11 protein-coding genes are annotated in these 13,014 nt (G+C 74.0%); 1 reads left to right on the top strand and 10 read right to left on the bottom strand.

The window, feature by feature from the left end; translation table 11 throughout:
- Window positions 1-105: 105 nt before the first annotated feature.
- The 10 genes from ACFV1J_RS21785 to ACFV1J_RS21740 all read right to left on the bottom strand — a co-directional run bounded on the left by ACFV1J_RS21785 (window position 106) and on the right by ACFV1J_RS21740 (window position 11,148).
- On the bottom strand, window positions 106-2,103 hold the full coding sequence (locus ACFV1J_RS21785; RefSeq protein WP_385860559.1) for an NADH-quinone oxidoreductase subunit L: 1,998 nt from the start codon (window positions 2,101-2,103) through the stop codon (window positions 106-108).
- Window positions 2,100-2,468 (bottom strand): NADH-quinone oxidoreductase subunit NuoK, encoded by a 369-nt coding sequence (gene nuoK, locus ACFV1J_RS21780; protein WP_030803056.1) that lies wholly within the window; start codon window positions 2,466-2,468, stop codon window positions 2,100-2,102. Before nuoK ends, ACFV1J_RS21785 begins: the two co-directional genes overlap by 4 nt.
- Window positions 2,468-3,091 carry an NADH-quinone oxidoreductase subunit J gene (locus ACFV1J_RS21775; protein WP_385860558.1) on the bottom strand — a complete coding sequence of 208 codons (624 nt, stop codon included), beginning with the start codon at window positions 3,089-3,091 and terminating at the stop codon, window positions 2,468-2,470. Before ACFV1J_RS21775 ends, nuoK begins: the two co-directional genes overlap by 1 nt.
- Complete coding sequence (locus tag ACFV1J_RS21770) at window positions 3,088-3,699, bottom strand: NuoI/complex I 23 kDa subunit family protein (RefSeq protein ID WP_385860557.1); 612 nt, start codon at window positions 3,697-3,699, stop codon at window positions 3,088-3,090. The genes ACFV1J_RS21775 and ACFV1J_RS21770 overlap by 4 nt, the downstream gene beginning before the upstream one ends.
- Complete coding sequence (locus tag ACFV1J_RS21765; protein WP_385860556.1) at window positions 3,696-4,664, bottom strand: NADH-quinone oxidoreductase subunit H; 969 nt, start codon at window positions 4,662-4,664, stop codon at window positions 3,696-3,698. The genes ACFV1J_RS21770 and ACFV1J_RS21765 overlap by 4 nt, the downstream gene beginning before the upstream one ends.
- The gene (locus tag ACFV1J_RS21760) at window positions 4,661-5,920 is read right to left on the bottom strand and encodes an NADH-quinone oxidoreductase subunit C (RefSeq protein WP_385860555.1); all 1,260 of its coding nucleotides are present in this window, start codon (window positions 5,918-5,920) and stop codon (window positions 4,661-4,663) included. The genes ACFV1J_RS21765 and ACFV1J_RS21760 overlap by 4 nt, the downstream gene beginning before the upstream one ends.
- Entirely contained in the window at window positions 5,917-6,561 is a 645-nt protein-coding gene (locus tag ACFV1J_RS21755; RefSeq protein WP_385860554.1) for an NADH-quinone oxidoreductase subunit B, read from the bottom strand. The genes ACFV1J_RS21760 and ACFV1J_RS21755 overlap by 4 nt, the downstream gene beginning before the upstream one ends.
- Window positions 6,552-6,953, bottom strand: coding sequence for an NADH-quinone oxidoreductase subunit A (locus ACFV1J_RS21750; RefSeq protein ID WP_360949616.1), 402 nt, complete (start codon window positions 6,951-6,953; stop codon window positions 6,552-6,554). The genes ACFV1J_RS21755 and ACFV1J_RS21750 overlap by 10 nt, the downstream gene beginning before the upstream one ends.
- A 350-nt stretch (window positions 6,954-7,303) precedes the next feature.
- The gene (locus tag ACFV1J_RS21745; protein ID WP_385860553.1) at window positions 7,304-8,827 is read right to left on the bottom strand and encodes a hypothetical protein; all 1,524 of its coding nucleotides are present in this window, start codon (window positions 8,825-8,827) and stop codon (window positions 7,304-7,306) included.
- 1,136 nt (window positions 8,828-9,963) lie between these two features.
- Entirely contained in the window at window positions 9,964-11,148 is a 1,185-nt protein-coding gene (locus ACFV1J_RS21740; protein ID WP_385860607.1) for a secretion protein snm4, read from the bottom strand.
- 316 nt (window positions 11,149-11,464) lie between these two features.
- Between ACFV1J_RS21740 and ACFV1J_RS21735 the strand changes: the two genes are divergently transcribed.
- Entirely contained in the window at window positions 11,465-12,751 is a 1,287-nt protein-coding gene (locus ACFV1J_RS21735) for a sensor histidine kinase (RefSeq protein WP_385860552.1), read from the top strand.
- Window positions 12,752-13,014 lie beyond the last annotated feature (263 nt).

Here is a 13,014-nt window from a genome sequence, read left to right as displayed (position 1 = left end):
GATTCACGGTTCAGGCCCTCCTGCGGGTTTCGGCTCCGGCGGGGCGGGCCACGGGGACTCTCGGCCGGGGGTACGGGGGTCGGCCCGCGGGGGTTGGCAGCATGATCAGGCTCCCGTGCCCGTGGCGACGAGGACGGCGGCGATGGCCAGGACGAGCGAGCCCGCCAGCAGCGCGCCGAGGTAGGTCTGCACGTTCCCGGTCTGCGCGCGGCGGACGGCGGCGCCGAGCCAGCGCGGGGCGGTGCCCGCACCGCGGACGTAGGTGTCGACGACCTCGCGGTCCAGGAAGCGGACGAGCGTGGCGGCGGCGCGTACGGGCCGGACGAACAGCACGGAGTAGACGGCGTCCAGGTGGAAGCCGACGGCGGCGTGGCGGTGCAGCGGGCCGAGGAGGAGGCGGCCCGGGTCGGCCGGGTCCGCGGCGCCGGCGTTGTCGCCGAAGACCGGGGCGTGGGTGGCGAGGGCCGTCTCCTCGGCGAGCCCGGGGGCCGCGTCCGGGTCGACGACGACCGCGCCGATGGGGGTGCGGGCGGCGAGCGCGGTGGTGTGGCGCCAGGTGGCGTAGGTGACCAGGCCGCCGACGACGGCGATACCGGTGCCGAGGACGGAGGTGGTCAGGGTCGGAGCGAGCGAACGCCCGTCGAACCATTCGGGCAGGAGGGGGGCGGACAGGCCCAGTGCGACGGTGGGGACGAAGAGCACCCACAGGACGGCGTTCATGACCACCGGCTGGGGGCCGTGGTCGGGGGCCTCGACGCCGCGGCCCTTGAAGGCGAGCAGCCACAGACGGGCGGCGTAGGCCGCGGTGAGGAGGGCGGTGAGCAGTCCGGAGACCAGGACGGTCCAGCCGGCCGCGCCGGGGATGCCGTGGGCGGCGCCGGTCGTGGCGTGCTCGGCGGCACCGAGGACGGCTTCCTTGGAGAAGAAGCCGGCGAACGGCGGGATCGCGGCGAGCGCGAGCAGCGCGACGGTCACGGTCCAGTAGGCGTCCGGGATGCGACGGGACAGCCCGCTCATCCGGGACATGGCGGCGAGCGAATTGGTGCCCGCGGCGTGGATGATCACGCCCGCGCCGAGGAAGAGGAGGGCCTTGAACGCACCGTGCGCGAGGAGATGGAAGACGGCGGCGCCGCGGTCGCCGACGGCGAGCGCGCCCAGCATGTAGCCGAGCTGGCCGACCGTCGAATAGGCCAGCACCCGCTTGATGTCGTCCTGGGCCAGCGCGGCGAGGCCGGAGCCGACCATGGTGATCGCGGCGATGACGGCCATCACGACCAGGGCGGCCGCGGAGGCCGCGAAGACCGGGAGGAGCCGGGCCACGACGTAGATTCCGGCCGCCACCATCGTCGCGGCGTGGATCAGCGCGGAGACCGGCGTCGGGCCGGCCATCGCGTCCGGGAGCCAGGTGTGCAGCGGGAACTGCGCGGACTTGCCCGCGACGCCGGCCAGCAGCAGCAGCGCGATCAGCGTCGGGTGGTCCAGGCCGCGGTTGGCGACCGAGCCGAGGATGCCGGTGATCCGGAAGGTGCCGGTGTCGGCGGCCAGCGCGAAGATGCCGAAGAGGAAGGGGACGTCGCCGAGCTTGGTGACCAGGAACGCCTTGAGGGAGGCGGCCCGGGCGGTCTCGGTCTCCCAGTAGTGGCCGACGAGGAAGTACGAGCAGATGCCCATGACTTCCCAGCCGACCAGCAGCACCATCAGGTCGCCGGTGTAGACGACCAGCAGCATCGCGGCGGTGAAGAGCGAGACCAGCGCCGCGTAGGAGGGGTAGCGCGGGTCGTCGCGCAGATAGCCGGTGGAGTAGATCTGCACACAGGTCGCCACGACGCCGACGAGTACGGCGATCAGCGCGGCGAACCCGTCGATGTGCAGCGCCAGGTCGATCGGGATCGACCCGGTCGGGGTGAGCCGGGTGGCGACGTCGGTGGCCGGGCCGCCGCCCTGGCCGACGGCGACCACGATGGTCAGCACGGCCGCGACGAGCGTCGGCAGCACGGCCAGCGGCCGTACGAAACCGGGCGCGCGCCGCCCCAGGAGGAGGCCGGCGACGGCCCCGAGGAAGGGCAGGAGGGGAACGAGAACGGCGGTGGTCGTGAGGGTCACGCGGTGGCCTCCGCCTGGGTGTCCGGCTGCGGGGTCCCGTCGGCGTCGGCGCCGTCCGGCCGCTCGGCGAGGTCACGGAGCCGGTCGATGTCGGAGCTGCCGCGGTTGCGGTAGACGAGCAGCACGATCGCCAGGCCGATGCCGATCTCGGCGGCCGCGATGGCGATGGTGAAGAGGGTGAGCGCCTGGCCGGAGTGCAGGGTGTCGCGCAGCCAGACGTCGAAGGCGACGAGGTTGAGGTTGACGGCGTTGAGCATCAGCTCGACGGACATCAGCACCAGGATCGCGTTGCGGCGGGCGAGCACGCCGTACAGACCGGTGCAGAAGAGGAGGACGGCGAGGACGGCCGGGTAGGCGAGATGCATCAGCGCTGCTCCTCTCGTGGGGCGGGGGCTGTGGTGGCGTGGGCCGCGCCGTCCTTGAGGGCGGCCGCAGGGGCCCTGCCCTCACCGCTCCTGCGGGACAGCACGATCGCCCCGACGAGCGCGGCGAGCAGCAGCACGGACAGCGCCTCGAAGGGCAGCACCCAGTACTGGAAGAGAGTGCGGCCGGAGGCCGCGGTGGAGCCCTGGACGGGCCCGTCGAGGTCGATCCAGGTGGCGCGGAAGGCGTCGACGACGACCCAGATCAGGGCGGCGGCCGCGGCGAGCGCGACCACGAGCGCGGCCCAGCGGTTGCCGGAGTCGGCGTCCGGGGAGCGGCCGATGGGCGCCTTGGTCAGCATCAGCCCGAAGAGCAGCAGGACGACCACGGAACCGACGTAGATGAGCACCTGCACCCAGGCGATGAACTCGGCCGTGAGCAGGAGGTATTCGACCGCGACCCCGCCGAGCGCGACGACCAGCCAGAGGGCGGCGTGCACCAGCTGGCGGGTGGTGACGGTGATGACGGCCGCGCCGAGGGTGCCGATGCCGACGAGCAGGAACGCGATCTCGACGCCGGTGGGCGACAGGAAGCCGTGCCCGGCGGCCGTGGCGGCGAGCGTCACGTCCCCTCCTCCTCGGTGTCCGGGGCCTTCTGGTTCCCGTTCCGGTTCTCGCTCTGCTTCTCGTCCTGCGCCGCGGCCTCGGCGGCCTGTTGGGCGGCGAGTTTGTCCGCGGCCTTACGGGCGGCGGCGATCTCCTTGGGCTCCTCGGCCGCCGGGTCGAGCGCCGGCGGCTCGGGCACCGTCCACATCCAGTCGCGGAGCTTGTCGCGCTCGTGGGTGAGGTCGCGGATGTCGGTCTCGGCGTACTCGAACTCCGGTGACCAGAAGAGCGCGTCGAAGGGGCAGACCTCGATGCAGATCCCGCAGTACATGCACAGCGCGAAGTCGATGGCGAAGCGGTCGAGCACGTTCCGGCTGCGCTCACGTCCTCCGGGGGCGGCCGGCGGCACCGTCTCCTTGTGGGAGTCGATGTAGATGCACCAGTCGGGGCACTCGCGGGCGCACAGCATGCAGACCGTGCAGTTCTCCTCGAACAGTCCGATGACACCGCGGGTGCGCGGCGCGAGGTCGGGCTGGACGTCCGGGTACTGCGCGGTGACGGAACGCTTCGTCATCGTCCGCAGGGTGACGGCCAGGCCCTTGGCGAGACCGGAACCGGGGAAGCTCATGACGAGATCACCACCTTGATGACGCCGGTGAGGGCGATCTGGGCGAGCGCGAGCGGGATGAGCACCGTCCAGGCGAGCTTCTGCAACTGGTCCTCGCGCAGCCGCGGGTAGGTGACCCGCAGCCAGATGACGCCGAAGGCGAGCAGCGCGGTCTTCAGCAGCGTCCACAGCCAGCCCAGGCCGTCGGCGCCGAACGGACCGTGCCAGCCGCCCAGGAAGAGCACCGAGGTCAGCGCGCAGAGGACGACGATGCCCGCGTACTCGGCGAGCAGGAAGAGGGCGAACCGCAGTCCGGTGTACTCGGTGTACGCACCGAAGATGATCTCCGAGTCAGCGATCGGCATGTCGAACGGCGGCCGCTGCAGCTCGGCGAGGCCCGCGGTGAAGAACACCACGCCGCCGACGATCTGCCACGGCACCCACCACCAGTGGAACGCCTCGACGATGCCGGGCAGCGAGAGCGTGCCGGCCGCCATCGCGACGGAGGCCGCGGCGAGCAGCATCGGCAGCTCGTACGCGAGCAGCTGCGCGGCCGTCCGCAGGGCGCCGAGCAGCGAGAACTTGTTCGCCGAGGCCCAGCCGGCCATCAGCGAGCCGAGGATGCCGACGCCCATGACAGCGAGCACGAAGAAGATCCCCGCGTCCAGCGCCTGCCCGACGGCGTTGTGCGGCCCTATCGGGATGGCGACCAGGACCAGGAGGTACGGCAGCAGGGCGACGGCCGGGGCGAGCTGGAAGATCCGCCGGTCGGCGCCGGCCGGCACGATGTCTTCCTTCTGCGCGAACTTCACGCCGTCGGCGACCAGCTGCGCCCAGCCGTGGAACCCGCCCGCGTACATCGGACCGAGCCGGCCCTGCATATGGGCCATGACCTTGTGCTCGGTCTGCCCGATGACCAGCGGGAACACCAGGAACACGACGAAGACGGCGATGAGGCGCAGCGCGATGTCGAGCGCGTCGCTCATGGGGTGTCGCCTCCTGCCGGGTCTTGGGGCTCGCGGGGGGCCTGGGGGTCTTGGGGCTGCGGCTTGGGCTCGGAGGTGGGCTCCGCGTCGGGGGTGGGCTCCGGCTGCGGCTTCTGCTCCGGCGTGGGCTTGGCCTGCGGCTTCGGCTGCGGCTGCGGCTCGGGCTCGGGCTCGGGCTGCTTCTGGGGCTCGTCGAAGGCCGGGCGGGCGTGGTGCCACGGCGCGTCGGAGGAGCGCGGGGCCGCCGGGGCCTTGGGGGCCTCGGCGTGCGCCGGAGCTTCGGCGTTCGCCGCTGCCTCAGCGTTCGCCGGGGCCTCAGCGTTCGTCGGGGGTTCCGCCTTGGCCGCGGCCTGCTGCTGGCTGGCCGAGCCCGCGCTCGCGGACCGGGTACGGCGTGCCGGCCGCTCCGGCCGCTCGGCAGGCGTCGGGGCCGGGGCCGGCGCGGCCGAAGCCTCGGACGACGTGCCCTCGGCCGCCTGCTGGCTGGCCGAACCCGCGCTCGCCGTCCGCGTACGCCGCACCGGACGCTCGCCCGCCGCGCCGCCGGCCGCCCGCGCGCCCCGCGCCGGACGTGCCGGTGCGGGCGGCAGCTGGCCCTTGAGCGGACCCCACTCGTTCGGGTCGGGCACGCCAGGCGGCAGCATCTGGCGCCGCTTGGGCCCGCCGTGTTCGGACTCCCCCGGCTCCTTGGCGCCCGGCCACGCCTTGGCCACCCGGGCCGCCAGCACGAAGTCCTTGCGCAGCGGGTGCCCCTCGAAGCCCTCCGGGAGGAGCAGCGGTACGAGGTGCGGGTGGCCGGTGAAGTCGATGCCGAACATCTCGTGCGTCTCGCGCTCGTGCCAGCCCGCGCCCGCGTACACGCCGACGGCGGTGGGCAGCGCGGCCGCGTCGTGCGGCACCGTGGTCCGCACGACCAGCCGGTGGACGGTCCCCGGACGGGCCACGTCCGCGAGGTGCGCGCAGATACGGAAGCCGGTGCCGGGCTCGTCCACGGCGCTGAGCCAGTCGAAGTAGCGGCAGCCGAGGTCGTCCCGGGCGGCGGTCAGCGCGGTGAGCCAGCCGTCCACCGGGACGTCGACGGTCAGCAGGTCGTACGCCAGCTCCGCGGTGGCGCCGGCGCCGAAGATCTCGCTCGCGGGCCGCGGCAGCCACCCGACGACCGGCTCGACGGGCTCAACGACCTCGGCGGGCTCAACAGCCTCGGCGGACTCGGCGGGCTCGACCGGCACAGGCTGCTGCTCGGGCTGGTCGGTCATCGGGGCTCCTCCCCCGCGGGCGCCGGCGCGGGCGGTGTCACCAGACCGCTGCGCAGGGCGGCCGCCGAGGGCCGGGCCGAGCCGCCCTTCGCGTACCGCTCCCCCAGCGACTCGCGGGCGATCTTCTCCTGGAGCTTGAGGATGCCTTGGAGCAGTGCCTCCGGGCGCGGCGGGCAGCCCGGCACGTACACGTCGACCGGGATGATCTGGTCCACGCCCTTGGTGACCGAGTACGAGTCCCAGTAGGGGCCGCCGCAGTTGGAGCAGGCCCCGAACGAGATGACGTACTTGGGCTCGGGCATCTGCTCGTAGAGACGCTTGACGGCCGGGGCCATCTTGTCCGTCACCGTGCCGGAGACGACCATCAGGTCGGCCTGGCGCGGACCCGGCGCGAACGGGATCACACCGAGCCGGATGAAGTCGTGGCGGGCCATGGAAGCGGCGATGAACTCGATCGCGCAGCAGGCCAGCCCGAAGTTGAAGACCCACAGGCTGTAGCGGCGGCCCCAGTTGAGGACCACCTTCATCGGTTCGGGCGCGAGCCGGGCCAGGGTGCCCAGGCGGCGCGGCTCCGGGAGGAATTCCGGCGCTGCGCCCCCGGCCGCGGCCGCGGGGGTGTTGGCGGCGGGGGTCACGTCCATTCGAGGACGCCCTTCTTCCATGCGTAGAGCAGGCCGACGGCGAGGAAGCCGAGGAAGATGAACATCTCCACGAGCGTCACGCCGCCGAAACCAGGGGCGGCGAAGATCGTCGCCCAGGGGAACAGGAAGATCGAGTCGACGGCGAAGATGACGTAGAGGAAGGCATAGACGTAGTAGCGGACCTGGGTGTGCGCCCAGCCCTCACCGACCGGGTCCACGCCGCACTCATACGTCAGCATCTTCTCGCGCGTCGGTACGACAGGCCGCAGCAGCCGCCCGGCCCCGAAGGCGACGGCGACGAAGAGCACACCGATTACGGCGATGATCCCGACGACCGAGTAGCCCTGGAAATAGTCCGCGGCGACGGTGGTGCGTACGGTCGCGTCCGGCACGTCCGCCCCTCGCTCCCTGACTGCGCTTGTTCAACGACTTCGACGAAACGACTTCGACGATCTGCGATCTGTACGAACCGGAGTCTAGGCCCTGGTCGGCCCGCCCCGAGAAGCCGCGTCGTCGCCGACGGTGAGCTTGTCCGTACTTCGCCCTACCTGGGCGGCTGGCAGCGTAGACGGCGGGCCCGGTTGTCTCAGAAGGTGTCTCACGAAGCGGACGAGCGACGGGCGAGTGACGGACGGGAGACGGACGAGCGACCGGACGCATGAGGGGACGAACGGGCCGTCGGCGCCCCTCGTCGTCCCGCCCGGCGGCTCGGAGGATGAGGATCTGGACCAGAAGATCCGGATCAGCGGAGCGGGCCGCCGTCGAAGGGGCTTCGCCGGTCGGGGGCGGGGGGTGGCGAGGCAGGAGCCGGGGGTGTGGCTGGGGCTGTGGCCTGGGCCTGGGTCGGTGGTGCCGCCGGGGGTGCGTACATCGCGGGTGCCTGATGGGGCGGGGGCGCCTGGTGAGGCAGAGGTGCTTGGTGGGGCGGAGGTGCTTGTTGCGACTGTGGCGGCGCGGGATGTGGCTGAGGTGCCTGTCGGGTCTGAGGAATCTGCTGGGTCTGAGGTGCGTGCTGTGTCTGAGGTGCGTGGTTTGGCTGAGGTGTGCTGTAGGGCTGGGCCGGCTGACCCGACTGCTGGGTGGGCTGGATCGGCTGCTGGCCGCCCTGGTGCTGGCGGCGGACCGGGTCGCGGGACACCGCGCGGTCCATCACCTCGGCCGCGATCCGGGCCGCCGCCTCCCGCGTCCGCTCCCCGAGCAGTTCGGTCCGGATGGCGCCGCCGGCCGCCAGATGACGGTCGTACGGGAGCGGCAGCACCGCCGCGCCACCGGCTCCGAGGTGGTCGGCGACCTTGCGCCCGTCGACGCCACTGTCCGGCGAGGAGTGCGTGAGCACGACGACCGTGGTGGGCAGCAGACCGGGGTGCAGTCCGCCGACCCAGTCGAGTACGGAACGGGTGGCCGCGACGCCCTCCGGGGTCGCCGGGGTGACCAGCACCCGCGCCTGGGTGGTCACCAGCGCCGTACGCGCCACTTCGGCGGGCAGCGTTTCGCAGTCCACCACCGTGGCGGCGAAGTGGCGCCGCAGGGAGGTCATCACGATGCGGTAGGTGTCGAGGTCCAGCCGGGTGCCGATGGCGCCCTGGCTGCCGGGCAACAGCCAGCCACCTCCCGCGAACGGCAGCAGATAGCCGGTCAGGTCGGTGATCAGCATCGACGGGTCGACGATCTGTGCCAGGTCCGTCCCGGACCAGCGCACCTCGCGGGCGCCGAGGCGGTGCGGCAGCGTGCCGAGCGCCGGGTCGGCCTCCACGGCGAGAACGGGGTCGGGCCGGTAGTGGGCGTAGGTGAGCGCCAGGAGGGCGGCGACGGTGGACTTGCCGGCGCCACCGCGGATGCTCGACACGGCTATCTGCCGGCCGGTCGTCACCGGCTGCTGGATGGCGTGGGCGGCCTGGGTGACGGCGGCCGTCTCGGCGGCCGGCGACGAGGCGAACACCCGGCGCAGCGCACGGCCGGCGCGCCGGGCCAGCGGGTCGCCACGGCGCGGCCGCGGCCCGCCGTCGGCCAGTTCCGGCGGCAGAAGAGGAACGGACACCGGCGTCCGCACCGGCAGCCTGGTCCCAGGCCCCGGCCCCCCGTAACGGCCGGGCGCCGGAGCGGGCGCTGCAGCCGGGGCCACGTCCATGCTCGGGGCGAGTGGGGAGGCGGGCGTGGACGTGGAGGTGGGCGTGGGGCTGTAGATGGGGGTGGGGGTGTAGACGGGGCCGGCGCCGGGGGTGGCCACGGGGTCGGGGGCGGCGGCAGCGCTCGGCTGCAGTGGCATGGGGGCAGCGGCGGGCGCGGGTCCGGAGGCGTGCGCCGGGCCGGCTGCGGGCGCAGGTCCGGAAGCGGGCGTCGGGGCGACTGCGGGCGTCGGCCCGGAGGCGGGCATCGGGGCGGCTGCGGGCGTCGGGGCGGGCGCGGGCGTCGGTCCGGGCGCGGTCGCCGGCCCAGGCGTACGCGCAGCCCCCGGGCCAGGCGTCGACCCGGACGTGGGCGCAGGGCCCGCGGCCGGCGCCGGCCCGGGAGCAGACATCGGCCCGGGAGCAGGCGCCGGTGGAGGCCCGGTGGGCGCCTGCGGGTACGCCACGGGCGCCGAAGGGGCTACGGCAGGCGGCCCCGGCGCGGGCATCGGCCCGGCACTCGCGGCACCGGACACCTGCCCACCAACCAACCCCTGCCCGACAGTCAACCCCTGCCCGACAGTCGCCCCCTGCGCACCAGCCAACTCCTGCCCATCGGACGGCACTTGGGCCCCCAACGGCACCTGCCCGCCGTTCGGGTCCTGGCCACCAGACGACACCTGCCCGTCATTCGGCACCTGCCCGTCATTCGGCACCTGCCCGCCAACCAACACCGGGCCTCCACTCGGCCCCCGCTCCCCGGCCGGTACGGAAGCAGCCATGGGTGCGGGCCCCGCCGGCGGTACGGGCTGGCTCAGCACCGCAGACTCACCCACCGCCACAGGCTCAGCGGCCACCACAGGCTCAGCAGACGGTACAGATCCGGCCACCGGCACGGGCTCAGCCACCGGCATCGACTCAGCAGACGGCACTGACCCGCCCGCCGGCATCGACTCAGCAGCCGGCACGGGCCCGGCCGCCGGAAGGGCGCCGGTGCCCGCCCCCGCAGCCCCGTCCCCCATCGTCACCGCGTCCACGTCCCCGTCCCCTCCTGCTTCCCGTCCGGTCCAGCCCCCGCGCTCCCCCGCTCCCCCAGCTCCCTCGGCTCGCCCTGCACCCGTCTCCTGATACGTGCCCGGATCCGCCCACCGGCCCGCATCTGCTCGCGCGTTCACATCCCCCCACCGGCCCGCATCCCCTACCTCACACGCGCCCGCATCCCCTACCTCACCCGCGGCCGCATCCCCCTGTGCGCCCGTAGGCGCTTCCGAAGCCGACATGCCGTTCTCCCTCCGGCTCAGGACGCGTCGAACAGCAGGCCGTAGAGACCGAAGGCCCCCAGGGTCACCGGGATCAGGGCCGCCATGCTCACCGACTCGACCAGGTCCAGCCATCGCCGCAGCCGGGCCCGCAGCGGCTGCGGCACCCGTATCGCGGGGAGGACGGCGGGCAGCACCGCCAGTACCGCGAGGGTGGCCAGCGCGGGCGCCGGGGCGCCGCCGTCGGTGGCCCAGAGCAGGAGCAGCCGGACGGCGCTCGCCAGGCCGGCCGCGAGCAGCGCGACGACCTCCACCGCCAGCGGGTACGCCCGGGCCCGCGAGCACAGGACGACGCTCAGCAGCAGTGCCGCGAGCACCGTCCACAGGCCGGGGGTCTGCACCGCGAGCACCCCGCCCGCGCCCGCCGAGACGGCCATCGCCACCGTGGCCAGCGAGAGGTCCTGGTGTGCGCCGCCGAGGGCGGCCCCCACCTGGTGGCGGCTGACCGGGGTGCCGCCGGAGCGCTGGTCGTCGAGCCGGGTCAGCCCTGCCGTCATCAGGGCGATCCGGGGGAGGTAGCCGAGGACCAGTACGGAGACGAAGGCGAGCGCAACTCCCGTACGGGCGGGGGTGGTCAGCGTCAGCCCCAGCTCCCATGCACCGACCGCGAGCGCGACCGACGCGGCGCCTGTCAGGGCGGCCCGGCCCGCGCCCGTACAGAGTCCGAGGAGCGCGAGCACGGCAGCGGCGGTGAGGCCGACGGCGGCGAGCCGGGCGCCGCCACCGGGGGCGGCCTGCCAGGCGGCGGCCACTCCGAGGGTGCCGCCGAGCAGCAACAGGGCGGCTGCGGGGGCGTGCTGCCCGCTCCGTACCCGTACGGCGTCCGGCGAAGGCTGCCCACCTCGTACGGCACCCGGGGAACGCTGCTCGCCCGTCCTGGTGAGCGCGCCGACGGCCGCTCCGGCCCCGGCGACCACGACAGCGGCGATACCGGCCGCCAAGGCGGCGCCGTCCCCGAACCAGCTGTGCGCACAGACCCCGGCGACCGCCGCGAGCAGCACGCTCGCCGTCGCCGCCGTCCACGTCCTGCTGCGGTCGCCCCAGCCCCAGCCGCGGACGTCGAGGGGAGCGGCCACCGTGCCGGTGGTGTGCGACGCCGCGTCACCCGGCTGCCGTACGGCGGATTCCGGCGTCACTACCAGGCCGTCGTCGCCCCGCGCCATCGCCACTCGCCCCTCCCGTTGTGCATCGCCACACAATAAGGTCCCGCCGGCGCGCCGTGTCCACCGCTGTGGATAACGAGACCGGCATCAACCTGCACCAACGCCCCGTACCGGCTCGCGGACCGGGTCGCGGATCGGGTCGGATCCCGCCCGCGCACCGCAACGCGCCGATGACCTGCGGCGAGACCCGCTGCACGGCGCACGGGACGGTCCGCCGTCCGGCCCGGCGCGCGGCGCGGCGAGGTGGGGAAAACCCCACCGCCGCCGCCCCGGCCACCCCATGGCACGGCGGGCCGCGGCCGGGCAGGCTGGGCGCATGACCGAGAGTTCCCGACCCCGTGCCGCCGACGACACCCTTGACGAGGTGCCACCTCCGCCGCCGCGCGCGCCGTTCGACGCCGTGACCTGGCGGGAGATCGGCCATCTGCTGGCCAACTTGCCGCTGGGCGTCCCGGCGTTCGCGGTCCTGGTGGTGTGGCTGACGCTGGGCATCGGGCTGTCGGTGACCGTCATCGGACTGCCGCTGCTGGCTCTCGGTCTGAAGGTGTGCCGCCGGTACGGGAAGTGGGAACGGGCCCGGGCGCGGGCGCTGCTCGGGGTGCGGGTCGCCGAGCCGAGCCGGCTGCGCCCGCGCGACCAGGGATTCTTCCCGTGGTTGTGGACGGGTCTGAAAGACCCGGTCGCCTGGCGGCACGCGCTGTTCGCGTTCGTCCGGCTGCCGTGGTCCGTGCTCACCTTCGCGGTCGTGCTGGTCTCGCTCTTCGTGGGCTGGCCGGTGCTGCCCTGGGTGGCGCGCGGGCTGGCGAACGTGGACCGGGCGATGGTGCGCGGATTGTTGTCGCCCTCGGACGAGTTGGAGCGGCGGATCGCCGAACTGGAGGCGGACCGCGTGACGGTCACCGACACCGCGGCGGCCGATCTGCGACGTATCGAACGGGACCTCCACGACGGCGCGCAGGCCCGGCTGGTGGCGCTGGCGATGGGGCTGGGCCTGGCGAAGGAGAAGCTGCTGGAGGGGCAGGCCGACGAGACCGTGGCGGCGATGGTGGACGAGGCGCACGGCGAGGTGAAGCTGGCCCTGCAGGAGCTGCGTGACCTGGCCCGCGGCATCCATCCGGCGATCCTGACCGACCGCGGACTGGGGCCGGCCCTGGCCTCGCTGGCCGGGCGCTGCACGGTGCCCGCGACGGTGGCGGTGGACCTGGCCGAGCGGCCCGCGCCGGCGATCGAGGGCATCGCGTACTTCACCGTTTCGGAGTTGCTGCAGAACGTCTCCAAACACAGCGCGGCCCGGCAGGCGTCCGTCGAGGTGTGGCGGACCGCGGACCGGCTGTTGATCCAGGTGGTGGACGACGGGAAGGGCGGGGCGCGGCTGGACGGCGGCAGCGGGCTGGCCGGGCTGACCGAGCGGCTGGGGTCGGTGGACGGGCTGTTCCTGCTGAGCTCACCGGACGGCGGACCCACCCGGGTGACCGCGGAACTGCCGTGGCGGGCCCGCCCGGGCACCGACGCGCGGCCGGCGTCCGGGGCCGGGCGGGCGGCACTCGGGGCCGGGCTGACAGCGTCCGGGTCCCGCGCCGAGCCGGTGCGGAAACACCGCTGAACAAGCGGAATCTGTCCGGAACGCCGCTGAGCGAGCGGAATCCGTCCGGGATGGCGCTGAGCAAGCGGAACCCGTCCGGGACGCCGCTGACCAGCGGACCGCGCCCGGCCCGTGCCCCCCAGGGGTGGGGAAAACCCCCGGAACGGACTGCGAACAGCCTCATGGTGCGGAAGGGGCCCGTCGCGGACGCTGGTCACGGCGGAAAGAGCCGTAGAGAAGCGGAAAGAGCCGTAGAGAAAGCGCCGCAGAGAAAGCGTCGTCAG

Origin of the sequence: Streptomyces sp. NPDC059649 (genome assembly GCF_042734445.1) — a bacterium.
Taxonomy (GTDB): domain Bacteria; phylum Actinomycetota; class Actinomycetes; order Streptomycetales; family Streptomycetaceae; genus Streptomyces.
This window is presented reverse-complemented; position numbering and strand designations above follow the sequence as displayed.